This is a genomic window from Pseudomonas syringae KCTC 12500, from assembly GCF_000507185.2.
Classification (GTDB): Bacteria; Pseudomonadota; Gammaproteobacteria; order Pseudomonadales; family Pseudomonadaceae; genus Aquipseudomonas; species Aquipseudomonas syringae.
In genome coordinates, this window is the sequence record NZ_AYTM02000002.1 from 4209572 (window position 1) to 4232990 (window position 23419).

Consider the following 23419-nt stretch of genomic DNA (forward strand, 5'->3'; position numbering starts at 1 on the left):
ATCAGCAATACCTGAGCCAAGTTAGGCGTTTTGCATGACATTTTCGTGTCGTGTTACGCGGACAAAACCGTTTTTCACGGGCTCCGGCAGTGCCTGGCGCTAAGCGTAGACCATCGCAACGTGCCCGCTGAGCAGGGGTTTCAGGGCTGTTTTCGGCGCAGTTGGCATGGAACGTGATTTGTCCTGTAACAGGACAGTCATCTACCCGGCCTAGGCTCATCGCAAAGGAGCCAACGGCGTCGGCCGCACTGATGTATGCCTCGTAACAGGGCTGGTCTAGTCCAGATGGATACCGGAATGCGCGAAGATGTGCCACGGGCGGTAACAACGATTTGCCATGCGCTGCAGGAGCAGATCGAACATGGCCTGTTGCCGCATGGCAGCAAGTTGCCCGCAGAGCGCAAGCTCAGCGAGGTATTCGCCACCACCCGCATCACCTTGCGTGAAGCGCTGTTGCAGCTCGAGGCGCAGGGGCTGATCTATCGGGAAGAGCGGCGTGGCTGGTTCATCTCCCCGCCGCGACTGGCCTATGACCTGATCAGGCGCAGCCATTTCCACGCAATGGTCTGTGCTCAGGGACGGGTGCCGCACACCCAGCTTTTGTCAGCACGCCTGCAACCTGCTTCAGCGCTGATCTGCGAAATGCTGGAACTGCCGGCGCTGTCGAGCGTGATCCAGATCTGCCGTGCGCGTCGTATCGATCAGCGCCTAGTGCTCTACGTCGAGCATTACCTGAGACCGGAGTTGTTCCCCGGCATTCTCGAGCATGATCTGAACGAATCACTCACCGAACTTTATGCTCGCAGTTATGACGTGCATTACGGGCAGGTGCGTTTCGACATGGTGCCGACCGCGTTGCATGCCGACGCGGCTGCCGCCCTGAAGGTTTCGCTTGGCAGCCCGGGCCTGCGCATTGCACGTGTCAATTACGATCGCAAAGATCGGTTGATCGACTGTGACCTCGAATACTGGCGTCATGATGCTATTCATGTGCGCGCCGAGGTGCATGGCGACTGAATGCCGGTGTGGCAAACCGGCTTTGTGGGCGCTGACCTGCAACTCGTTAGTTGACTGTTTTTTATAAGTAAATACTCGTCTCGTTGATAAAAACTTGCGCAGTCCACCGCCTCTTTAATAGGTTTTGTATAAGGTCTGCGTTTGATTAACAAAAAAAATCAATGAGAGTTATTCTATTGCTGCTGGCGGTGCAGGGTTAAATTAGTTGGTTTTTTTCATGAGATTTTCCAGAGTAATTATTCTAATTTTTAGCGGGCTGTAAGAAAAATCTCAATCTTAATTAATACTTCTTAATAGGGTGTGGTAGGTTTTTAGTGTGGAAGGGGGTGCACTGCTTAGTTGGTGTTATGTGTACCATCGTTCCACTTTAGGATTAGGGCTGACATGGCGGTTGTCCTGTAAAGCAATGCTTGATAAGTGCAGCTGCTTTTATTTAAAGGATCTATGAGGATGCTGTAATGAATCTCGACAAGGCGTTGGTGCTGCGTACCTGTGCAAATAACATGGCCGATCATTGCGGCCTTATATGGCCCGCTTCTGGCACGGTGGAATCCAAATACTGGCAGTCAACCAGGCGGCATGAGAATGGTCTGGTCGGTTTACTGTGGGGCGCTGGAACCAGCGCTTTTCTAAGCGTGCATGCCGATGCGCGATGGATTGTCTGTGAAGTCGCCGTTGCCGACATCATCAGTCTGGAAGAACCGGGAATGGTCAAGTTTCCGCGGGCCGAGGTGGTTCATGTCGGCGACAGGATCAGCGCGTCACACTTTATTTCGGCACGTCAGGCCGACCCTGCATCAACGCCAACGCCAATGACCGCGGCCACGCCCCCACCCACGCCCGCGACAGCAAATGTCACGTTACCGGTGGCCGAACAGGCCAGTCATGAAGTGTTCGATGTGGCGTTGGTCAGCGCGGCTGCCCCCCCGGTAAATACCCTGCCGGTGACGACGCCGCAGAATTTGCAGACCGCCACTTACGGCAGCACGTTGAGCGGCGACAACCACAGTCGACTCATTGCCGGTTATGGCAGTAACGAGACTGCTGGCAACCACAGTGATCTGATTGCCGGTTATGGAAGTACGGGCACCGCCGGCTCCGACAGCTCGCTGGTAGCAGGCTATGGAAGCACCCAGACCGCCGGAGGGGACAGCGCGCTGACGGCGGGTTACGGCAGCACCCAGACCGCCCGCGAAGGCAGCAACCTGACGGCAGGGTATGGCAGTACGGGAACAGCTGGCTCGGATAGTTCGTTGATCGCCGGTTACGGCAGTACTCAGACTTCCGGAGAAGACAGCTCGCTCACAGCGGGTTACGGCAGCACGCAAACGGCCCAGGAAGGCAGCAACCTGACGGCCGGGTACGGCAGCACCGGCACGGCGGGCTCGGACAGTTCGTTGATCGCCGGTTACGGCAGTACTCAGACTTCCGGAGAAGACAGCTCGCTCACGGCGGGTTACGGCAGCACGCAAACGGCTCAGGAAGGCAGCAATCTCACCGCAGGGTATGGCAGTACCGGCACTGCGGGCTCGGATAGCTCGTTGATCGCCGGTTACGGCAGTACCCAAACTTCGGGCGGCGACAGTTCGCTGACCGCAGGCTACGGCAGCACGCAGACTGCTCAGGAAGGCAGCAACCTGACCTCCGGGTACGGCAGCACTGGTACCGCAGGTGCCGACAGCTCGTTGATCGCCGGCTATGGCAGCACACAGACTTCGGGAAGCGACAGCGCCCTGACCGCAGGTTACGGCAGCACGCAAACGGCTCAGGAAGGCAGCAATCTCACTGCTGGGTATGGCAGCACCGGCACGGCAGGTTCCGACAGCTCGCTGATCGCCGGTTACGGCAGCACGCAAACCTCGGGCAGCGACAGTTCGCTCACGGCGGGTTACGGCAGTACGCAGACGGCCCAGGAGGGCAGCAATCTGACGGCGGGGTACGGCAGCACGAGTACAGCAGGTGTCGACAGCTCTCTGATCGCGGGATACGGCAGCACGCAGACCTCGGGAAGTGACAGTGCGCTGACAGCAGGTTACGGCAGTACACAGACGGCTCAGGAAGGCAGCAACCTGACTGCGGGCTACGGCAGCACTGGCACAGCAGGTGCCGACAGTTCGCTGATCGCGGGATACGGCAGCACGCAGACCTCGGGAAGTGACAGTGCGCTGACAGCAGGTTACGGCAGTACACAGACCGCCCAGGAGGGCAGCAACCTGACTGCGGGCTACGGCAGTACTGGAACGGCAGGCGCCGACAGTTCGCTGATCGCAGGATATGGCAGCACGCAGACATCAGGCAGCGAAAGTTCGCTCACCGCAGGCTATGGCAGTACCCAGACTGCCCGTGAAGGCAGCACCCTGACGGCCGGGTATGGCAGTACGGGAACAGCTGGCGCTGACAGCTCGTTGATCGCCGGTTACGGCAGCACCCAAACCTCGGGCAGTGAAAGCTCGCTCACGGCAGGTTATGGCAGTACCCAGACCGCACAGCAGGGCAGCGTACTCACCTCAGGCTATGGCAGTACGCAAACGGCCGGGGCTGCCAGTAACCTCACCACCGGCTACGGAAGTACAGGCACCGCAGGGCATGAAAGCTTCATCATCGCGGGTTACGGGAGTACACAGACAGCGGGCCACAAAAGTATCCTGACCGCTGGTTATGGTAGTACCCAGACGGCCAGGGACGGTAGCGACCTGATTGCGGGCTATGGCAGTACGGGGACCGCAGGCTCAGGCAGTTCGCTGATCGCAGGTTATGGCAGCACCCAGACCGCGAGCTACAGAAGCATGCTGACCGCCGGTTATGGCAGTACCCAGACCGCCAGAGAACACAGTGACCTTGTCACAGGCTATGGCAGCACTTCGACGGCAGGGTCAAACAGTTCGCTGATCGCCGGCTACGGCAGCACTCAGACGGCGGGTTTCAAAAGCATACTGACCGCAGGTTATGGCAGTACACAGACAGCACAGGAGCGCAGCGACCTGGTCGCAGGCTACGGCAGCACGTCGACTGCGGGCTATTCCAGTTCCTTGATCGCCGGCTACGGCAGCACGTCGACTGCGGGCTATTCCAGTTCCTTGATCGCCGGCTATGGCAGCACGCAGACGGCAGGCTACGGGAGCACCTTGACGACCGGTTATGGCAGTACGCAAACCGCTCAGGAAAACAGCTCGCTCACCACAGGTTACGGAAGTACCTCTACTGCGGGCTATTCCAGCTCGCTGATCGCAGGTTACGGCAGTACCCAGACGGCAGGCTACGAGAGCACGTTGACCGCCGGTTACGGCAGTACGCAAACCGCGCAGGAGCGCAGTGACCTGGTGACAGGTTATGGCAGTACTTCCACTGCTGGCTACGCGAGTTCGTTGATTGCGGGTTATGGCAGTACGCAGACTGCGGGGTACGAGAGCACCTTGACCGCCGGTTACGGCAGTACGCAAACCGCACAGGAAAACAGCTCGCTCACCACCGGCTACGGAAGTACTTCCACTGCCGGCTTTGCCAGCTCGCTGATCGCCGGTTATGGCAGTACGCAGACAGCCGGCTATAAAAGTACCCTTACGGCCGGTTACGGCAGTACTCAGACCGCAGAGTACGGAAGCTCGCTTACTGCGGGCTACGGCAGCACTGCAACGGCCGGGCAGGACAGTTCATTGATAGCCGGTTATGGCAGCTCCCTGACCAGCGGAATCAGGAGTTTTCTGACCGCAGGCTATGGCAGCACGCTGATCGCCGGACTTCGCAGCGTTTTGATCGCCGGTTATGGCAGTAGTCTTACATCGGGCATTCGCAGCACATTGACTGCGGGTTATGGCAGTAACCAGATTGCAAGTTACGGCAGCTCGTTGATTGCAGGCCATGAAAGCATTCAGGTCGCCGGAAATAAAAGCATGCTGATCGCCGGCAAGGGCAGCTCGCAGACAGCAGGTTTTCGCAGCACGCTGATTGCCGGTGCGGGCAGCGTACAACTGGCGGGTGATCGCAGCAGGTTGATTGCCGGTGCAGACAGTAATCAGACCGCGGGTGACCGCAGCAAACTACTGGCCGGTAATAACAGTTATCTGACTGCCGGCGATCGAAGCAAACTGACCGGCGGACATGACTGCACCTTGATGGCGGGAGACCAAAGCAGATTGACCGCTGGAAAGAACAGTATCTTGACGGCAGGCGCGCGTAGCAAGCTTATTGGCAGTGAAGGCTCGACGCTCTCGGCGGGAGAAGACTCCACCCTTATTTTCAGGCTCTGGGACGGGAAGAGGTACAGGCAACTGGTTGCCAGAACGGGTGAGAACGGTGTTGAAGCCGACATACCGTATTACGTGAACGAAGATGACGATATTGTCGATAAACCCGACGAGGACGACGACTGGATAGAGGTCGAGTAGCCCGCGTTATTCCAGCACTCCACGACTGAATCATCGACAGGGTGCGTCGATGGAATTCGGGACATGAAGTCCCTTTATAAACTAACGACTTGTTGTTGCGTACCAGGTGGTTATAAATGACGCAGGCAAACGCATCTTTTTTATCGTCGTGATTAGAGAACGTTTTATTTCTTTCCATGGGCATTTTAGCGGGCGTCAACACCAATATGCGGGAGCAGCAGGCCGCTCCCACGTTATCGGTGATCGCCTCAGCCGTTATGGCAACTCGTGGCTGGCATAGAACGCGCTCAATACCTTGACCAGGTGCGCCAGGTCATGGCTGCCGGCCAGTTCGCGAATAGAGTGCATGGCGAACGTCGGCAAGCCGATGTCTACCGTGCGAATACCCAGATGACTGGCAGTGATCGGTCCGATGGTCGAGCCGCAACCCATGTCACTGCGCACCACAAAGCTCTGCACCGGGACTTCTTCGGCCATGCACAGATGGCGGAAGAAACCGGCGGTTTCGCTGTTGGTGGCGTAACGCTGGTTGCTGTTGACCTTGATCACCGGCCCGGCGTTGAGCTTGGGACCATGATTGGCGTCGTGCTTGTCAGCGTAGTTGGGATGAATGCCGTGGGCGTTATCGGCTGAGATCAGCAGCGACTTCTGAATCGTGCGCACGTAGTCTTCGCTGCTTGGCAACAGGCGCTGGACGATCTGCTCGAGCATCGCACCGTCTGCGCCACAGGCAGAAGACGAGCCGACCTCTTCGTGATCGGTGCACACCAGCAGGGCGGTTTCGTCGCTCTCGGTGTTGAGCAGTGCCTGCATCCCGGCGAAACACGACAACAGGTTGTCCAGGCGTGCACCTGCCAGGAAGTCCCCGTTGAGGCCGACCACGGCGGCGCCCTGAGTGTCGTAGAAACTCAGCTCGTAATCGAGCACCACATCGGCATTGAGTCCGTGTTCGCGGGCCAGTTGGTCGGTCAGCAGCGCCCGGAAGTCCGCTCGCTCGTCACCGGCAACCTGCGCCAGAATGGGGGGCAGTTCGTTTTGCGCGTTGATCGCCCAGCCTTCGTTGGCCGTGCGGTTCAGGTGAATCGCCAGATTGGGAATCACGGCGATCGGCAGCTTGAAGTCGATCAGTTGGCTTTCCACCTTGCCATCACGGCGGAAAGTGACACGACCGGCCAGCGACAGATCACGATCGAACCAGGGAGCCAGCAAAGCGCCGCCGTAGACTTCGACGCCCAATTGCCAAAAACCCTGACGTTGCAGTTCCGGTTGCGGCTTGACCCGCAGGCACGGGCTGTCGGTGTGTGCGCCGACCATGCGGATGCCGCCAGTGAGTGGCGACTGACGACCCATCCGGAAAGCGACGATAGAAGAGTCATTACGGGTAACGAAGTAACGACCGCCGGTTTCTACCGCCCACGTGTCACGTTCGTCCAGCCGCTGAAAACCTGCGGCTTCGAAGTGTTGCACGAGTGTGGCAGTGGCGTGGAAGGGGGTAGGAGAGGCCTTCAGGAAATCAATGAGGCCTTTGTTCAACTCTGCGCGCATAAATAGCTCCAGACAACAATGGCGCGAGTTTACCGTATTGGATGATTTGCTGCCTTGGGTTGCGCTTATCGCGATACACAAGCCCGACGGGCTCTCGTGCCGACGCTCTATGTTGCATGCATTTCGTGACGCGGAGCATCTGCAAGATAGTCAGCGCATCATTCAGATCAGAACGGCGCAGCACACTCGAAGGTCATTCGCTCGCCAGTCCCAGGATGCGTGAAGCTCAGCATGCTGGCATGCAGACACAGACGCGGATAGGCCGCCAGCGCTTCCGGATGCGCGTACAGACCATCACCCAACAGCGGATGCCCGATCGACAGCATATGCACCCGCAACTGATGCGAGCGGCCGGTGATCGGTGTGAGCTCGACACGACAGTGAGCATCATGCCGCTCGACAACCTTCCAGAACGTCAGCGCGTGCTTTCCACCCTCGTGATCCACCACATGCCGGGGCTTGGTAGGCGGGTCATAGCGCAATGGCAGATCGATACTGCCACTGTCCAGTGACGGTTGGCCCCAGCACAGCGCGGTGTAGGCTTTCTCGGTTTCGCGGTCATGAAACTGACGCGACAGCTCGCGATGCGTATCGGCATCACGGGCCAGCAGAATGATGCCCGAGGTTTCCCAGTCCAGGCGATGGACGATACGCGCTTCGGGGTAACCGTTTTCCTGCAGGCGGGTAATCAGGCAATCCTTGTTATCGTCGGCACGGCCGGGAACGGAAAGCAGCAGGGTAGGCTTATCGATCACCAGAACGGCGGCGTCCTGATGAATGATGCGGATGTTCGACAACGGCATGCAACGGCCTCGAAACGCTAAAAACGCCAACGGCGGCAAGGGCGCAGCTTCCGTAGAAGTACACCGATACCGCCGCGAGCGACTGCCTGATCAGCGATCGGGCAGGGTGATATTGAGTTCCAGAATCGAACAGCTGCCCTGGCTTTCCAGAGCGACCTGTACCTGGTCAGACTCGATATTGACGTATTTACGGATCACTTCCACCAGCTCTTTCTGCAGCGCAGGAAGGTAGTCCGGAGTACTGCGTTGGCCGCGTTCGTGAGCAACGATGATCTGTAGACGCTCTTTCGCTACCGAGGCCGTGCTTCCTTTTTTGCGGTCACGAAAGAAGTCAAAAATATTCATTAATTACCCCCGAACAGGCGTTCAAAGAATCCTTTCTTATGCACATCCAGAAACCGGTGCTCAAGTGTTTTGCCCAGCAGGCGGTCAACCGCATCGCTGTAGGCCTGACCCGCGTCGCTCTGGTCATCGAGAATGACCGGCACGCCCTGGTTGGAAGCTTTCAGTACAGCCTGGGATTCGGGAATCACGCCGAGCAGGGTGACGGCAAGGATTTCCTTGACGTCTTCCACACCGAGCATTTCGCCCTTGCTGACGCGCTCAGGGTTGTAGCGGGTCAGCAGCAAGTGTTCCTTGATCGGGTCTTCGCCACGTTCGGCGCGACGCGATTTGCTGGCCAACAGGCCCAGCATGCGGTCGGAGTCGCGCACCGACGAGACTTCAGGGTTGGTCACGACGATGGCTTCGTCGGCGAAGTACATGGCCAGGTGAGCACCGGTTTCGATACCGGCCGGCGAATCGCAGACGATGTATTCGAAGGATTCCTTCAGTTCCATGAGGACTTTTTCAACGCCCTCCTTGGTCAGCGCTTCCTTGTCGCGGGTCTGGCTGGCGGCCAGCACGAACAGGCCTTCGATCTTCTTGTCCTTGATCAGCGCCTGTTGCAGGTTGGCTTCGCCATTGACCACGTTGACGAAGTCATACACGACACGACGTTCGCAACCCATGATCAGGTCGAGGTTACGCAGGCCGACGTCGAAGTCGACGATGACTGTCTTGTGGCCGCGCAGTGCGAGACCGGTACCGATGGCGGCGCTGGTGGTGGTCTTGCCCACACCACCCTTGCCGGATGTAACAACGAGAATCTTGGCCAAGGTGTATCACCCCTAGAGGAAAAGGACATTGAGTCCCTGAAAGGCATCTCTTGACGCCGCGCCCGCCGAAGCATTCTGGAAATCCTGGGGTCTGATTCCGGAAAGCTAGCACTAAGCTATTACTTTCGACTCATATACCCGCTGAAAAGCAGTGCTTTCTAGAACTTCCTGCCGCCTTCACGACAATTTCGCGACGAATCAGAGATGCTTTGAAAATTGCGGCAGTATCCGTTAAAGACGAATGATGTTCAACACATCACCTGACAAGCTGATCTGGACCGGCGAGCCCCATAACGGGTCCCTGCGCAAGTCCTCGGACACCTTGTATTGCCCGGCAATCGAAATCAGCTCGGCACTCAACTGCTGACAGAAGATCCGTGCCTTGGTATCGCCCTTTATTCCCGCCAGTGCCCTGCCACGCATCGGGCCGTAGACATGGATGTTTCCATCAGCGAGAAGTTCCGCACCGGGACTGACCGGAGCGACTACCACCAGGTCGCCGCCCTGGGCGTATATCTGCTGACCGCCGCGTACTGGAGCGGTTATCACGCGGGTCGGCTTGATCAGGGGTTCGGGCGGTTTTTCCGGAATTTTTTTCGGTGCTTCGGCTTCAACCGGTTCGATCACGCGTTCACGTGCGCCGGACGGTGGCAGGACCGGGAGGTCGACGGCAATCGCCGCAGCAATGTCTTCGATACGGTTGGCGCGGATCGCCAGGGTTCGCAGGCCGTGCTGGCGACAGATACGCACCAGGCCCGGGAGGTCCACCGGACCCTCGTGCGGTGCGAGTTTGTCCAGAGCCAGGATCAACGGCGTATTGCTGAAGAAGTTGGGGGCTTGTGCAACCTTGGCCGCCAACTGCCTGTCGAGCGCTTCAAGGTTGGTTCGGGCCAGCTCCATCACGGTGATGGCGAGCATGCTGCCCTTGAGCTGAAATACAGGTTCCGGGTTTTGCGATTCAATCTGGCTCATGGTTGATATACACAACAGCTTGTCGCTAAAAGTGCCGAGACTTATAGCGAGAACGCCCGCGAGCCGCAAGCGGCTAGAACCGTTGTAGAATGCGCGGCCTTTGTTCTGACGGAAGCCCAAATGGATCGCCCGCGCTTTAAAGCCAGTTTCCTTCACCCCCGTTTCTGGCCGCTATGGCTGGGACTGGGGCTCTTGTGGCTGATTGTCCAATTGCCATTTCGCGTTCTGCTGGTCATCGGTCGGGCACTGGGCGCCATCATGTACCGTGTGGCCACTGATCGAAAAAAAATCGCGTCACGCAATCTGGAGCTGTGCTTCCCGCATTTGTCCGCGGCCGAGCGCAAGCGTCTGCTCAAGGAAAACTTCGCCTCCACCGGGATTGCCTTCTTCGAGATGGCCATGAGCTGGTGGTGGTCGAAAAAACGTCTGGCCAGGCTTGCCCACGTCGAAGGGCTCGAGCATTTGCAGAATGCCCAGGAAAAAGGCGAGGGCGTGATTCTGATGGCGCTGCATTTCACCACGCTGGAAATCGGCGCTGCGCTTTTGGGCCAGCAGCACACCATCGATGGCATGTATCGCGAACACAAGAGCCCGTTGTTCGACTTCGTCCAGCGTCGCGGGCGTGAGCGCCATAATCTTGATTCGCTGGCTGTGGAGCGCGATGACGTGCGCGGCATGCTCAAGTTACTGCGTGCTGGCCGGGCGATCTGGTATGCGCCGGATCAGGACTATGGCGCCAAGCAGAGCATTTTTGTGCCGCTGTTCGGCATCCAGGCCGCGACCGTGACCGCCACCAGCAAGTTCGCCCGCCTGGGCCGTGCGCAGGTCGTGCCCTTCACTCAGCGGCGTCTGGCAGACGGCAGCGGTTACCGGCTGGTGATTCATCCGCCGCTGGACAACTTTCCGGGTGAGAGCGACGAAGCCGATTGCCTGCGCATAAATCAATGGGTAGAAAGGGCTGTCACTGAATGTCCGGAACAGTATCTTTGGGCCCATCGACGCTTTAAAAGTCGACCAGCCGGTGAACAGAAGCTATACGAGAAGCATAGATAAAAAGCGTCGTTGATCACCGAGGTCAGTCGTAGATGCAGGATCGCGCAGTAACGAGCAGTGCAGTAAGCGGTGTCGAGCCTGTAACCGGGCTGATTTTATCGGGTGGCGGGGCGCGTGCGGCCTATCAGGTCGGCGTACTGGCAGGCATTGCCGATCTGCTGCCTCCCGGTTCGCCCAATCCCTTTCCGGTCATCGTCGGTACGTCGGCTGGCGCGATCAATGCCGTCAAACTGGCCAGTGGCGCGCTGCATTTTCGAATCGCCATCCATCAATTGACCGAGTTCTGGCAGTCATTTCGCAGCCATCAGGTGCTGCGCAGCGACTGGTCCGGGGTGATTCATCAGGCCAGCCGTTTTTTCGGTCGCAGCCTGTTGGGTTTCGGACGCAATATCCCGGTCGCCTTGCTCAACAGTTCGCCCCTGCGTGACCTGCTCAATGATCGTCTGGACCTGTCCGGAATCGAAGCGGCCATCGATGCTCATCATCTGCGTGCAGTGGCGGTGACGGCCTTCGGTTACGAATCGGGTCAGGCGGTCACGTTCTATCAGGGCCGCGGTACGATTGAACCCTGGCTGAGACATCGCCGCATTGGCCGTCCGACGCAACTGACCGTGGATCACTTGCTCGCCAGCTCAGCCATTCCCTTGCTGTTCGCCCCCGTGATGCTGGACGAGGAATACTTTGGCGACGGGGCTGTGCGCCAGTCGGCACCGATCAGCCCGGCGCTGCATCTGGGCGCCAATCGTGTGCTGGTGGTCGGCGTCAGCGGCAACCCGCGCGGCCTCAAGGCCGAAAGACCGGCCCCCCGCGCGCCACGCGGCGCTCAGCCAAGCCTGGCGCAGATCAGCGGCCACATGCTCAACAGCACCTTCATCGACAATCTGGAAAGCGATATCGAACTGCTGGAACGCTTGAACACCGCCAGTGCGTTGCTGCCCGAGGATCAGGCCCGGCAGCCGGGCATGGAGCCGGTGGAAGTGCTGGTGATTTCGCCGAGCCGTCCGCTGGATGAAATCGCCGCCCGTCACCGCCGCGAGCTGCCCCCCGCACTGCGCACCTTTCTGCGCGGGCCGGGTGCGACCAAGAGCAGCGGGGCCAGTGTGCTGAGCTATCTGCTGTTCGAGTCAGGTTATTGCAGCGAATTGATCGAACTGGGGCGTCACGATGCGATTGCTCAGGGTGCCGAACTTAAGCGCTTTTTGCGTCTGGATTAACGCGGCCAGACAGAGGCGGGGCCCCTGTCTGTTGATCGGCGGGCGCAGGGCCCAGTGACCGACGTCGTCACGCCGTCAGACGATCTTCCCGGAAGTCACGAATCGCCTGCTCGATCTCTTCCTTGGTGTTCATCACGAAGGGGCCGTATTGCACGATCGGCTCACGTAACGGCTTGCCTGCAATCAGTAACAGCCGCGCACCGGCGGCGCTGCTGATCTGCACTTCACCGCTGTCGGACAGGCGTGCCATTTGGCGTTTACCGATCGGCTGGGTGCTGCCTTCCAGCTCGACACTGCCTTCATAGACGTACAGCAGCACAAGGTGCCCTTCGGGTACGTGCGGGCTGATACAGCTGCCGGCAGGCATGTCAAAGTCAAAGTACAACGGCTCGGTGTCCGGGCGCTGTACCGCCCCGGCCTGGCGAACCTGGCCATCGTCGAAATGACCGGCCAATACCACCACCTGCACACCGGCCTGAGTGGTGACACTCGGAACGTTTTCCGGCTGGATGTCCTGGTAGCTGGCATCGCTCAGCTTGTTCTTGCCCGGCAGGTTCAGCCAAAGCTGAAAGCCGCGCATGGTGCCTTCTTCCTGTTCAGGCATTTCGCTGTGAATGATCCCGCGTGCCGCAGTCATCCACTGCACACCGCCGCCCTGCAGAAGGCCGACATTGCCCATATGGTCTTCGTGACGCATACGGCCCTCAAGCATGTAGGTCACCGTTTCGAAGCCCCGGTGCGGGTGAGGTGGAAAGCCGGCGATGTAGTCATCCGGCTTGTCCGATCCGAACTCGTCCAGCATCAGAAACGGATCGAACTGCTCCACGCCACGCCCGCCGAAGACACGCGTCAGTTTGACGCCCGCGCCATCGGAAGCTGGTTGACCCGTTTGAATGGACAGGACTTTACGAAATTGAGTCATGGGAGAGAGAGCACTCCTTATCAGGTGATACGAAGTGTCATGGTATACCTGTTTATTCGATAAATTTATTCGAATGGCAGGACAGAATTATCGTATTAATCGATGGTTGGCACGGTGTGGCGTATTGGCGCGGGTTGACTGGCCACCTGCCCGGAATGACCTCCGGGGCAGGCTTGGAGCCAGGGATGCTCAGTGCTTGCTGCCCTGTGTCGACATGCTCAGCAGCTGTTTCTCCTGATTCCAGTCGAACGGTTCTTCGTTCTGCTCGGCTTCGTAACGGCGTTCTTCCAGCGCCTGATACAGCTCGATTTCATCATCCGGCATGAAATGCAGGCAGTCACCGGCGAAGAACCACAGCAGGTCGCGCGGTACCAGGTGCGCGATTTGCGGGTAGCGCTGGATGACCTGACAGAGGATGTCCTGACCCAGGTACTGGCTTTCGATGGGATCCTGCGGCAACAGCTCGACCAGTTCGTCGAAACGCTCCATGAACAGCGCGTGGCTTTCTTCCGGAACCTGCTCGGCCTCGCCCAGCGCGACCAGAATGCTGCGCAGGTGTGCCAGCAGGCCAAGTTGGTGATCGAGAGTGGCGTCGGCCATTGGGTAATCCTCAAATACAAAAACAGGCGCGAGAGTATAAAGCTCTACGCGCCTGCTGTGTGGTGCGACCTGACTATCAGCGAATCTTGCCGGCTGCCAGGGTCAGTTCTTCCTTGTCGAAATCATCCACATCGATCACCTTGCGGCGCGCTGCCTCGGCGGTACGCAGGGTCTGCGCTTCGTCGGCCTGCAAAACACCGATGCGCAGCGCGGCGTCGATGACAGGCTCACCAGCGTCCGGCTTGACCTGACCACTCTTGATTGCCACTTGCAGCTTCTTGTGCAGCGGATACGCAGCGCTGAGCAGATCGATGGCTTGTTGCAGCGCGCCGACCGGATCGTCTGCCGATTGCGGGCGATAGCAGCCTGCCAGCAGCTCTTCCAGCGTCGGATCGCCCTTGGCGCGGCCCAGTACCTGAGCAACTTCGGCATCCAGTTTGTCCGACGGCCCCTTGTGCCGGCGACCGAACGGGAACACTACGGCACGCAGCACCCCGCCCAGTATGCGGTTGGGGAAGTTGCTGAGGATCTCGTCCATCGCACGTTCCGAATGCCCCAGGCTTTCTTCCATGGCCCAACGGAACAACGGGCTCATGTGGTCCGGTGATCCGAGGTCGTGATAACGCTTGAGCGCTGCCGAGGCCAGGTACATATGGCTGAGCACGTCACCCAGGCGCGCCGACAGGCGTTCGCGGCGTTTCAGTTCGCCACCCAGCAGCATCATGCTCAAGTCAGCGAGCATTGCGAACGCGGCTGCCTGACGGTTAAGCGCGCGGAAGTAGCTCTGGCTGAGGCCGTTGCCCGGCGCTCTTTCGAAATGACCGAAGCCCAGGTTGAGGATGAAGGTGCTGGCGGCATTGCTCACCGCAAAGCCGATGTGTTTGAGCAACAGGCTGTCAAACTCGATCAGCGCTTGCTGTTTGTCCTCACGCCCGGCCAGGGCCATTTCCTTGAGCACGAACGGATGGCAGCGAATCGCGCCCTGGCCGAAGATCATCAGGTTGCGCGAAAGGATGTTGGCGCCCTCGACAGTGATGAAGATCGGCGCGCCTTGCCAGTTGCGACCCAGGTAATTGTTCGGGCCCATGATGATGCCCTTGCCGCCATGCACGTCCATGGCGTGACCGATACACTCGCGGCCACGCTCGGTCAGGTGGTACTTGAGGATCGCCGAGAGCACCGATGGCTTCTCGCCCAGGTCGACGGCATTGGCCGTCAGCATGCGCGCACTGTCCATCAGCCAGGCGTTGCCGCCGATACGCGCCAACGCTTCCTGGATGCCTTCGAATGCGGAGATAGGCACATTGAATTGCTCACGCACCTTCGCATACTGGCCGGTGACCAGGCTGGTGTACTTCGCAGCGCCGGTGCCGACGGCCGGCAGCGAGATCGAACGACCCACCGACAGGCAGTTCATCAGCATCATCCAGCCCTTGCCCAGCATCGGTTGACCACCGATCAGGTAGCTCAGCGGGATGAACACGTCCTTGCCCGAGTTGGGGCCGTTCATGAACGCCGCGCCCAGAGGCAGGTGACGGCGGCCGATTTCCACGCCGGGCGTCTCGGTCGGAATCAGCGCGAGGCTGATGCCCAGATCTTCTTTTTCGCCGAGCAGGTGCTCAGGGTCGTGGGCCTTGAAAGCCAGACCGAGCAGGGTCGCGACCGGGCCGAGGGTGATGTAGCGTTTTTCCCAGGTCAGGCGCAGGCCGATGACTTCTTCACCCTGCCACTGGCCTTTGCAGATGATCCCGGTGTCGGTCATCGCACCTGCATCGGAACCGGCCAGCGGACCGGTCAGCGCAAAGCAGGGAATGTCTTCACCGCGTGCCAGACGTGGCAGGTAATGATTGCGTTGCTCGTCGGTGCCGTAATGCAGCAGCAATTCAGCCGGGCCAAGGGAGTTGGGCACCATCACTGTGGAGGCCAGGTCGCCGCTGCGGGTGGCCAGCTTCATGGCCACTTGTGAGTGGGCATAGGCAGAGAAGCCCTTGCCACCGAACTCCTTGGGGATGATCAGCGCGAAGAAGCCGTGCGCTTTCATGTGCGCCCAGGCTTGCGGCGGCAGGTCCATGGCCTGGCCGATTTCCCAGTCGCTGACCATCGCGCAGAGTTCTTCGGTCGGCCCGTCGATAAAGGCCTGTTCCTCTTCGGTCAACTGGACTTTAGGGTAGGCCAGCAGCTTGTCCCAGTCCGGGCGACCGCTGAACAGCTCGCCATCCCACCAGACCGTGCCGGCATCGATCGCATCACGCTCGGTTTGCGACATCGGCGGCAGGACTTTTTGAAACCAGCTGAACATCGGCGCAGTGAAATGCTTGCGGCGCAGATCGGGCAGCATTACCGGTATGAACACTGCCAGCCAGAGCAACCAGAACACCGTCAGCAGCCATCCTGGCGCGTGACTGAAAATACCCATGGCCAGCAGGTAGACAGCTACCACGCCAAGCGCCGGGAGCGGGGCGGTTCGCCGATGAGCCAGCCAGGCAATGCCGACGACCAGCACAACAATCCACAACAACAGCATAAGTATTCCTCCGTGATGACCGCCGCCGTGGCAGCGATCAAGAACTGGTCGCCAGGCAGTGGTGGGGCGACATCGATAGTGACCCCTGGTTGACGAGTAAGTTGCCGCCGCTTCGGGGTAGACTGTGAGCCTTTATTTATCAGCGACTGCGAGGGGAACGCAATGCTCAAGATCTGGGGGCGGAAGAATTCCAGTAATGTGCGCAAGGCACTCTGGATTGCCGAGGAAGTGGGCGTGCCCTACGAGACGCAGGACGCCGGTGGTGCATTCGGCCTGGTCAACGAAGCGGCCTATCGCGCGAAAAACCCTAACGGCCGGATTCCGATGATCGAAGACGGCGACTTCGTGATGTGGGAGTCCAACGCCATCGTGCGCTATCTGGCCGCCCGCCATGCCCCCGATTCTGATTTATACCCCGCAGATCTGCAGGCCCGCGCCAATGCAGACAAGTGGATGGACTGGACCACCTCGACCATCGCCGCGCCGTTTAGCCCGGTGTTCTGGGGCGTAGTACGCACGCCGGCCGAGAAACAGGACTGGCCGGCCATCGAGCAAGGCATCAAGACGCTGCACAGCCTGCTGCTGGTGGCCGACGAGGCGCTGTCGCGACAGCCCTATCTGTCTGGCAATGCGTTCGGTATGGGCGATATTCCCTTGGGATGCTTCGCCTACGGCTGGTTTGAAATGCCGATTGAACGTCCGCCGCTGCCTCACCTCCAAGCCTGGTATGAGCGTCTCAAGATGCGCCCGGCTTATCGCAAGGCGGTCATGACCCCTTTGACCTGAGCATGTGATGTGAGCAGGAGAAAGGGCTGATCGGGTGCATGTCCGGTGCTCGATATTTACTATTAACAGATGTGTCTGTACTTGAACGGCGCAGCCGAGCACCATTGCGCGGCTGGGTCGTCACGGCAGGCGGCTGGTGACAGTCATCTTCAATTCCTTTTTCTGATGAGTACCTTTCCCGATATGTCTTCCGCTCTGTCCATTCGGCAGTTAACCAAAACCTACGGCAACGGTTTCCAGGCCTTGAATGGCATCGATCTGGACGTCGCCGAAGGTGATTTCTTCGCCTTGCTGGGCCCCAACGGCGCTGGCAAATCCACCACCATCGGGATCATCTCGACACTGGTCAACAAGACCAGCGGTACGGTGAACATCTTTGGCCACGACCTGGATCGCGAGCCTGCTGCGCTCAAGCGATGCATCGGTGTCGTGCCGCAGGAGTTCAACTTCAACCAGTTCGAGAAGACCCTGGACATCGTCGTCACTCAGGCGGGCTACTACGGCATCCCGGCGAAAATCGCCAAGGAGCGAGCTGAGCAGTACCTGACGCAGCTGGGACTGTGGGAAAAGCGCGATGTGCCTTCACGTTCGCTGTCCGGCGGCATGAAGCGGCGTCTGATGATCGCCCGTGCGCTGATTCACGAGCCGCGCTTGCTGATCCTCGACGAACCCACCGCAGGCGTGGACATCGAGTTGCGCCGTTCAATGTGGACCTTTCTGACCGAGTTGAACAGCAAAGGCATCACCATCATCCTCACCACGCACTACCTGGAAGAAGCCGAACAGCTGTGCCGCAACATCGGCATCATCGACCACGGGGTGATCGTGCAGAACACCGGCATGAAGCAACTGCTCAGCACGTTGACCGTCGAGACGTTCGTGCTCGATCTCAAGGCGTCCTGGCAGACCGCGCCACAATTGCCCGGTTTCCCTTGCCGCCTGCTCGACAGCCACACGCTGGAAGTGCAGGTCGACAAGAACGTCGGCATCACGGCGCTGTTCAGCCAGTTGGCCTTCCAGAACATCGAAGTCTTGAGCCTGCGTAACAAATCCAATCGCCTTGAGGAGTTGTTTGTGTCCCTGGTGGAAAAAAACCTCGCGAAGGTGGCGGTATGACCGTACCCAACGGCGAGTTGCGCCCCAACCTGATTGCCCTGAAAACCATCGTCTACCGTGAAGTGCACCGCTTCATGCGGATCTGGCCGCAGACCCTGCTGCCGCCAGCCATCACCATGGTTCTGTACTTCGTCATCTTCGGTAACCTGATCGGTCGCCAGATCGGTGACATGGGCGGCTTTACCTACATGCAGTACATCGTGCCGGGCCTGATCATGATGTCGGTGATCACCAACTCCTACGGCAACGTGGTATCGAGCTTCTTCGGTGCCAAGTTTCAGCACTCCATCGAAGAGCTGATGGTGTCGCCAGTCTCGCCGCACACCATCCTGGTCGGCTACACCCTGGGCGGTGTGTTGCGTGGGCTGATGGTCGGTTTCATCGTCACCATGCTGTCGATGTTTTTCACCGACCTGCAAGTGCACCACTTGGGCGTGACCATCATCGTGGTCGTGCTGACGGCGACGATCTTCTCGTTGCTGGGTTTCATCAACGCAGTGTTTGCGCGTAACTTCGACGATATCTCGATCATCCCGACGTTCGTGCTCACCCCGCTGACCTACCTGGGCGGCGTGTTCTACTCGATCAACCTGCTGCCGCCGTTCTGGCAGACCGTGTCGCTGGCCAACCCGGTCCTGCACATGGTCAATGCCTTCCGTTACGGCATTCTGGGCGTCTCCGACATCAAGATCAGCATCGCCCTGGCGTTCATGATCGTAGCGACCTTCGTGCTGTATATCGGCTGCGCCAGGTTGCTGGTGAGCGGTCGCGGTATGCGTCAGTAACACATTGGCTTCGACCCGCCAGGCTGGCGGGTTGAGCGATGGCCGGGACCGGCCGTTCAGATTCTGCAACACACCACCTCTTCCGACATTTCCCCAGTGCGCTGATTCTTGAGGCTTTCCGCTGCAAGGAACCGTCATGCGCACAGGGATGATCGCGCTCGCGCTCGGGCTGCTTGCCCTGCGTTTTCTACCGGCGCTGCCGCCGACCTGGCTATTGCTGCTGATGCCGACACTGGCGTTGATGCTGCTGCCGTTTCGTACCTATCCACTGGCGTTGTTCCTGCTCGGGTTCACGTGGGCGTGCGTGTCGGCGCAGTGGGCGCTGAGTGACCGGTTGGCGCCGCATCTCGATGGTCAGACGCTGTGGGTACAGGGCAAGGTGGTCGGTTTGCCGAGTGTCGCCGAAGGTGTGGTGCGTTTCGAGCTGGAAGGCGCCTGGTCACGACGTACCAAACTGCCCGCGCGAATACGGGTGGCCTGGTACGGCGGCCAGCCCGTGAACAGCGGGGAGCGATGGCGCATGGCGGTCAAACTCAAGCGGCCGGCCGGGCTGGTCAATCCCGATGCTTTCGACTATGAGGCCTGGCTGCTGGCGCAGCGCATCGGTGCGACCGGCACGGTGGTGGATGGTGAGCGGTTGGCACCCGCGCGTGCCGCCTGGCGCGATGCCCTTCGTCAGCGCCTGCTGGCGGTCGATGCGCAGGGCCGGGAGGGCGGTCTGGCAGCGCTGGTGCTGGGCGATGGCTCAGGATTGTCGAGTACCGACTGGCAGGTGTTGCAGGATACCGGCACTGTGCATCTGCTGGTCATTTCCGGCCAGCACATCGGTTTGCTGGCCGGGGTGATTTACGCTTTGGTCGCAGGCTTGGCGCGCTGGGGGCTGTGGCCACGCTCTTTGCCCTGGCTGCCGTGGGCATGTGCACTGGCGTTCAGCGCTGCACTGGGCTACGGGCTGCTGGCCGGTTTCGAGGTGCCAGTCCGGCGCGCCTGTGTGATGGTCGCGATGGTGCTGCTGTGGCGCTTGCGTTTTCGCCATCTGGGCGTGGTCTGGCCCTTGTTGCTGTCCTTCAACGCGGTGCTGATCTTCGAGCCGCTGGTGACGCTGCAGCCGGGTTTCTGGCTGTCCTTCGCGGCGGTCGGCATTCTGATCCTGATTTTCAGTGGGCGTCTCGGCGCCTGGCGCTGGTGGCAAAGCTGGACACGGGCGCAGTGGTTGATCGCCGTCGGCTTGTTGCCGATTCTGCTGGCGCTGAACTTGCCGATCAGCCTCAGTGGGCCGTTCGCCAACTTGCTTGCCGTGCCTTGGGTCAGCGTGATCGTCCTGCCTCCGGCATTGCTCGGAACGCTGTTGCTGCCAGTCCCTGTGGTCGGGGAAGGTCTGCTATGGCTGGCTGGCGGGGCGCTGCAGTGGTTGTTCGTGTTCCTCGACGCGGTGGCGGCAGCGTTGCCGGCCTGGTTGCCCAGTGCGGTGCCGGTCTGGGCATGGTGGTCGAGTCTGCTCGGGGCCTTGCTCTTGTTACTGCCCAAGGGCGTGCCCATGCGTCCGCTGGGCTGGCCGTTGCTGTTGCTGTGCGTTTTTCCGCCGCTCGAATCAGTGCCTGAAGGCCAGGTAGACGTGTTGCAACTGGATGTGGGGCAGGGCCTGGCGATTCTCCTGCGCACTCGCAATCACACACTTCTGTATGACGCAGGTCCGCGTTTCGGTGAGTTCGATATCGGTCAGCGCGTGGTCGTGCCCGCCATGCGCAAGGCAGGCGTCCGCCATCTTGACCTGATGTTGATCAGCCATTCCGACGCAGACCATGCCGGCGGTGCGGCGGCGGTTCATCAGGCCTTTCCGGTGAGCCGGGTGCTGGGTGGCGAGCTGGCCAGACTCGCCCCGCAACTCGACGCCCGATTGTGCGAGAGCGGTGCGCGCTGGGAGTGGGATGGCGTGGTGTTTTCCACGTGGCGCTGGGAGCAGGGGCCTGACGGCAACCCCGCCTCCTGCATCCTCAGCGTTGACGCCGGGGGCGAGCGTCTGCTGCTGGCGGGCGATATCGACGTGAGCGCCGAGCGCGCGGCAATCGACAGCGGGTTCGACCTGCGTGCCCACTGGTTGCAGTCGCCGCATCACGGCAGCCGGACCTCATCGTCCAAAGCGTTTCTTCGCGCCGTCGCACCGGTCGGCGTGCTGATTTCCCGTGGTCGCAACAATGCGTTCGGTCACCCACACCCGTTGGTCATGGCGCGCTATCGCGGCTTGGGCATCGCCAGTTACGACAGTGCCGAGCTGGGCGCTGTGCGTCTGCAACTGGGTACGTTCGGAGCGCCGCAGGCCGAGCGTGCGCAACGGCGCTTCTGGCGTGATTGAGTGAATGGATATCGATCTCGGCGTTCGGCACTTGGCGACCCTATGGTAGAGTGGCGCCAATTTTTCGAGGGAGTGATCACTGTGTGGGAACTGGTCAAATCTGGCGGCTGGATGATGCTGCCGATTATTCTGAGCTCCATCGCCGCCGCCGGCATCATCATCGAGCGCCTGTGGACGTTGCGTGCCAGCCGTATCACGCCACCGCACCTGCTCGGGCAGGTCTGGCAGTGGATTCAGGAAAAGAAGCTGGACGGCGAAAAACTCAAGCAGCTGCGCGCTGACTCGCCGCTGGGCGAAATCCTTGCCGCAGGTCTGGCCAATTCCAGGCATGGTCGCGAGATCATGAAGGAGTGCATTGAAGAAGCCGCTGCCCGGGTCATTCATGAGCTGGAGCGCTACCTCAGCGCACTGGGCTCGATCGCTGCCATGGCGCCGCTGCTTGGTTTGCTGGGCACCGTGCTGGGCATGATCGATATCTTCGGCTCGTTCAACAGTTCCGGGGCCACCGCCAATGCCGGCGTGCTGGCAGGTGGTATTTCCAAGGCGCTGATCTGTACGGCGTCGGGTCTTATCGTCGCGATCCCGGCGATTTTCTTTCATCGCTTCCTGCAGAGCCGCGTCGATGAGTTGGTGGTCGGCATGGAACAACAGGCCATTCGTCTGGTTGAAGTGGTGCAGGGCGACCGCGATGTCGATCTGATCGACGCCAAGATTGATCTCAAGTCGCTGGCCAGAGCGGGCGGGGGCAAGAAGAAGTGAAATTTCGCCGTCGCAGACCCCGGGAAAACATCGACATCAATCTGGTCTCTCTGATTGACGTGGTGTTCATCCTGCTGCTGTTCTTCATTGTGACGACCACCTTCACTCGCGAAACCCAGTTGCGGGTCGATCTGCCACAGGCCGTTACCGGAACGCCGGACGTGGACGCCAGCGCCAAACAGCTGGACATTGCCATCAACGCCGACGGGATTTTCTCGCTGAACAATCAGTTGTTGCCGAAAAACGATCTGGCGACGCTGATCGAGGCGCTTCAGCGCGAGTCGGGGGGCGATACCAGCCTGCCGCTGTCGATCAGCGCCGACGGCAAGACCCCGCACCAGTCGGTCATCACGGCCATGGATGCGGCGGGCAAGCTGGGCTTCAGTCATTTGCGCATGACCACCGTCGAGGCCACACCGGCTAACTGATGGCATTCACTGACCGTTTGCTCGATGCCTGGTACAACGGCCACCCTGCGCTGGCGCTATTGCGCCCGCTCGAAGGTCTTTACCGGCGTGTCGTAGAACGCAAGCGTGCGCGGTTTCTGGCGGGCGAGGGTGATATCTATCGCGCGCCGGTGCCGGTCATCGTGGTGGGTAATATCACCGTCGGTGGCACTGGCAAGACGCCGTTGATTCTCTGGATGATCGAGCACTGCCGCCGTCGCGGCCTGCGTGTCGGTGTGGTCAGCCGCGGTTACGGCGCCACGCCGCCAAGCCTGCCGTGGCGCGTCCTGCCTGAACAAAGTGCCAGCGAGGCAGGGGACGAGCCCCTGCTCATCGTGCAGCGCTGCGGCGTGCCGCTGATGATCGATCCGGATCGCAGTCGCGCCGTGCAGGCCTTGCTCGCTGCCGAACCGCTGGATGTGATTCTTTCCGACGACGGCTTGCAGCATTACCGGCTGGCCCGCGACCTGGAGCTGGTGCTGATCGATGCCGCCCGTGGTCTGGGCAATCGCCGTTGTCTGCCTGCCGGGCCGTTACGCGAACCGGTCGAGCGGCTGAGCAGTGTCGACGCCTTGCTTTATAACGGCGCGACAGCTGACAGGGACGACGGCTATGCCTTCAGGCTCAAGCCTTCGGCACTGATCAATCTGCGCAGTGGCGAACGTCAGCCGGTGGATTATTTCCCTGCCGGTCAGGCGCTGCATGCGGTCGCCGGAATCGGCAATCCCCAACGTTTCTTCAATACCCTCGAAGGATTACACTGGCGGCCGGTGACTCACGCATTCGCCGACCATGCTGTCTACAGTGCCGAGGCGCTGACATTTACACCCGCGCTGCCTTTGGTCATGACCGAGAAGGATGCGGTGAAATGTCGTGCCTTTGCCGCTGATGACTGGTGGTATCTGGCAGTGGATGCACTACCTTCCGATGCCTTTGTCGGTTGGTTCGACCAGCAACTGCTACGTCTTTCTCCATGATTGCT

Annotated in this window: 19 protein-coding genes; 11 read left to right on the forward strand and 8 right to left on the reverse strand. The window is 60.0% G+C overall.

From position 1 onward, the window contains the following. Positions 1–297: 297 nt before the first annotated feature. Together V476_RS19215 and V476_RS19220 are read left to right on the forward strand one after the other, a co-directional pair. Positions 298–1017 (forward strand): UTRA domain-containing protein, encoded by a 720-nt coding sequence (locus V476_RS19215; protein WP_003390893.1) that lies wholly within the window; start codon positions 298–300, stop codon positions 1015–1017. Positions 1018–1829: 812 nt separating this feature from the next. Beyond that, on the forward strand, positions 1830–5402 hold the full coding sequence (locus V476_RS19220; RefSeq protein WP_428838814.1) for a beta strand repeat-containing protein: 3573 nt from the start codon (positions 1830–1832) through the stop codon (positions 5400–5402). A gap of 255 nt (positions 5403–5657) precedes the next feature. On the opposite strand, the gene V476_RS19225 is transcribed toward V476_RS19220, so the two are convergent. The 5 genes from V476_RS19225 to minC all read right to left on the reverse strand — a co-directional run bounded on the left by V476_RS19225 (position 5658) and on the right by minC (position 9879). Next, the gene (locus V476_RS19225; RefSeq protein ID WP_003368366.1) at positions 5658–6947 is read right to left on the reverse strand and encodes a M18 family aminopeptidase; all 1290 of its coding nucleotides are present in this window, start codon (positions 6945–6947) and stop codon (positions 5658–5660) included. Positions 6948–7114: 167 nt separating this feature from the next. After that, a complete protein-coding gene (locus tag V476_RS19230) occupies positions 7115–7750 on the reverse strand; it encodes an RluA family pseudouridine synthase (protein ID WP_003390888.1) in 636 nt (211 codons plus the stop codon). A 90-nt stretch (positions 7751–7840) separates the two neighbouring features. Continuing rightward, a complete protein-coding gene (gene minE, locus V476_RS19235; RefSeq protein WP_003317453.1) occupies positions 7841–8095 on the reverse strand; it encodes a cell division topological specificity factor MinE in 255 nt (84 codons plus the stop codon). Further along, complete coding sequence (minD, locus tag V476_RS19240) at positions 8095–8907, reverse strand: septum site-determining protein MinD (RefSeq protein ID WP_003317454.1); 813 nt, start codon at positions 8905–8907, stop codon at positions 8095–8097. Before minD ends, minE begins: the two co-directional genes overlap by 1 nt. Before the next feature lie 231 nt (positions 8908–9138). Beyond that, positions 9139–9879 carry a septum site-determining protein MinC gene (gene minC / locus V476_RS19245; protein WP_003421295.1) on the reverse strand — a complete coding sequence of 247 codons (741 nt, stop codon included), beginning with the start codon at positions 9877–9879 and terminating at the stop codon, positions 9139–9141. 120 nt (positions 9880–9999) lie between these two features. Here minC and V476_RS19250 point away from each other — a divergent pair, with 120 nt between their 5' ends. Together V476_RS19250 and V476_RS19255 are read left to right on the forward strand one after the other, a co-directional pair. Next, the gene (locus tag V476_RS19250; RefSeq protein WP_003317456.1) at positions 10000–10932 is read left to right on the forward strand and encodes a lipid A biosynthesis lauroyl acyltransferase; all 933 of its coding nucleotides are present in this window, start codon (positions 10000–10002) and stop codon (positions 10930–10932) included. A gap of 32 nt (positions 10933–10964) precedes the next feature. Further along, entirely contained in the window at positions 10965–12146 is a 1182-nt protein-coding gene (locus V476_RS19255; RefSeq protein WP_003421307.1) for a patatin-like phospholipase family protein, read from the forward strand. A gap of 67 nt (positions 12147–12213) precedes the next feature. Here the strand turns inward: V476_RS19255 and V476_RS19260 are convergent, their stop codons facing one another. The 3 genes from V476_RS19260 to V476_RS19270 all read right to left on the reverse strand — a co-directional run bounded on the left by V476_RS19260 (position 12214) and on the right by V476_RS19270 (position 16192). Continuing rightward, positions 12214–13068, reverse strand: a complete 855-nt coding sequence (locus V476_RS19260) for a pirin family protein (protein ID WP_024959119.1) — start codon at positions 13066–13068, stop codon at positions 12214–12216. A gap of 189 nt (positions 13069–13257) precedes the next feature. Continuing rightward, on the reverse strand, positions 13258–13668 hold the full coding sequence (locus V476_RS19265) for a PA2817 family protein (protein WP_003317460.1): 411 nt from the start codon (positions 13666–13668) through the stop codon (positions 13258–13260). Between the two features lie 76 nt (positions 13669–13744). Further along, positions 13745–16192, reverse strand: coding sequence for an acyl-CoA dehydrogenase (locus tag V476_RS19270; protein ID WP_024662228.1), 2448 nt, complete (start codon positions 16190–16192; stop codon positions 13745–13747). A gap of 162 nt (positions 16193–16354) precedes the next feature. Between V476_RS19270 and V476_RS19275 the strand changes: the two genes are divergently transcribed. The 7 genes from V476_RS19275 to lpxK all read left to right on the forward strand — a co-directional run bounded on the left by V476_RS19275 (position 16355) and on the right by lpxK (position 23414). Continuing rightward, entirely contained in the window at positions 16355–16978 is a 624-nt protein-coding gene (locus tag V476_RS19275) for a glutathione S-transferase (protein ID WP_003346579.1), read from the forward strand. A 183-nt stretch (positions 16979–17161) separates the two neighbouring features. Further along, a complete protein-coding gene (locus V476_RS19280; protein ID WP_003317464.1) occupies positions 17162–18094 on the forward strand; it encodes an ABC transporter ATP-binding protein in 933 nt (310 codons plus the stop codon). Beyond that, entirely contained in the window at positions 18091–18879 is a 789-nt protein-coding gene (locus tag V476_RS19285) for an ABC transporter permease (RefSeq protein WP_003421319.1), read from the forward strand. Before V476_RS19280 ends, V476_RS19285 begins: the two co-directional genes overlap by 4 nt. Positions 18880–19015: 136 nt before the next feature. Beyond that, positions 19016–21232, forward strand: a complete 2217-nt coding sequence (locus V476_RS19290) for a DNA internalization-related competence protein ComEC/Rec2 (RefSeq protein WP_024959120.1) — start codon at positions 19016–19018, stop codon at positions 21230–21232. Between the two features lie 81 nt (positions 21233–21313). Further along, positions 21314–21991, forward strand: a complete 678-nt coding sequence (locus tag V476_RS19295) for a MotA/TolQ/ExbB proton channel family protein (protein ID WP_002552676.1) — start codon at positions 21314–21316, stop codon at positions 21989–21991. Continuing rightward, the gene (locus V476_RS19300) at positions 21988–22419 is read left to right on the forward strand and encodes an ExbD/TolR family protein (protein ID WP_003317468.1); all 432 of its coding nucleotides are present in this window, start codon (positions 21988–21990) and stop codon (positions 22417–22419) included. The genes V476_RS19295 and V476_RS19300 overlap by 4 nt, the downstream gene beginning before the upstream one ends. Beyond that, complete coding sequence (lpxK, locus tag V476_RS19305; RefSeq protein ID WP_024959121.1) at positions 22419–23414, forward strand: tetraacyldisaccharide 4'-kinase; 996 nt, start codon at positions 22419–22421, stop codon at positions 23412–23414. The genes V476_RS19300 and lpxK overlap by 1 nt, the downstream gene beginning before the upstream one ends. The last annotated feature ends 5 nt before the right edge of the window (positions 23415–23419 follow it).

Coding starts and splice junctions, on each gene's coding strand:
- V476_RS19270 (WP_024662228.1), bottom strand. CDS start 16,192: ATGCTGTTGTTGTGGATTGTTGTGCTGGTCGTCGGCATTGCCTGGCTG.
- V476_RS19220 (WP_428838814.1), top strand. CDS start 1,830: ATGACCGCGGCCACGCCCCCACCCACGCCCGCGACAGCAAATGTCACG.
- V476_RS19225 (WP_003368366.1), bottom strand. CDS start 6,947: ATGCGCGCAGAGTTGAACAAAGGCCTCATTGATTTCCTGAAGGCCTCT.
- V476_RS19265 (WP_003317460.1), bottom strand. CDS start 13,668: ATGGCCGACGCCACTCTCGATCACCAACTTGGCCTGCTGGCACACCTG.
- V476_RS19215 (WP_003390893.1), top strand. CDS start 298: ATGCGCGAAGATGTGCCACGGGCGGTAACAACGATTTGCCATGCGCTG.
- V476_RS19280 (WP_003317464.1), top strand. CDS start 17,162: ATGTCTTCCGCTCTGTCCATTCGGCAGTTAACCAAAACCTACGGCAAC.
- V476_RS19250 (WP_003317456.1), top strand. CDS start 10,000: ATGGATCGCCCGCGCTTTAAAGCCAGTTTCCTTCACCCCCGTTTCTGG.
- minE (WP_003317453.1), bottom strand. CDS start 8,095: ATGAATATTTTTGACTTCTTTCGTGACCGCAAAAAAGGAAGCACGGCC.
- lpxK (WP_024959121.1), top strand. CDS start 22,419: ATGGCATTCACTGACCGTTTGCTCGATGCCTGGTACAACGGCCACCCT.
- V476_RS19260 (WP_024959119.1), bottom strand. CDS start 13,068: ATGACTCAATTTCGTAAAGTCCTGTCCATTCAAACGGGTCAACCAGCT.
- minC (WP_003421295.1), bottom strand. CDS start 9,879: ATGAGCCAGATTGAATCGCAAAACCCGGAACCTGTATTTCAGCTCAAG.
- V476_RS19290 (WP_024959120.1), top strand. CDS start 19,016: ATGCGCACAGGGATGATCGCGCTCGCGCTCGGGCTGCTTGCCCTGCGT.
- V476_RS19255 (WP_003421307.1), top strand. CDS start 10,965: ATGCAGGATCGCGCAGTAACGAGCAGTGCAGTAAGCGGTGTCGAGCCT.
- V476_RS19285 (WP_003421319.1), top strand. CDS start 18,091: ATGACCGTACCCAACGGCGAGTTGCGCCCCAACCTGATTGCCCTGAAA.
- V476_RS19230 (WP_003390888.1), bottom strand. CDS start 7,750: ATGCCGTTGTCGAACATCCGCATCATTCATCAGGACGCCGCCGTTCTG.
- V476_RS19275 (WP_003346579.1), top strand. CDS start 16,355: ATGCTCAAGATCTGGGGGCGGAAGAATTCCAGTAATGTGCGCAAGGCA.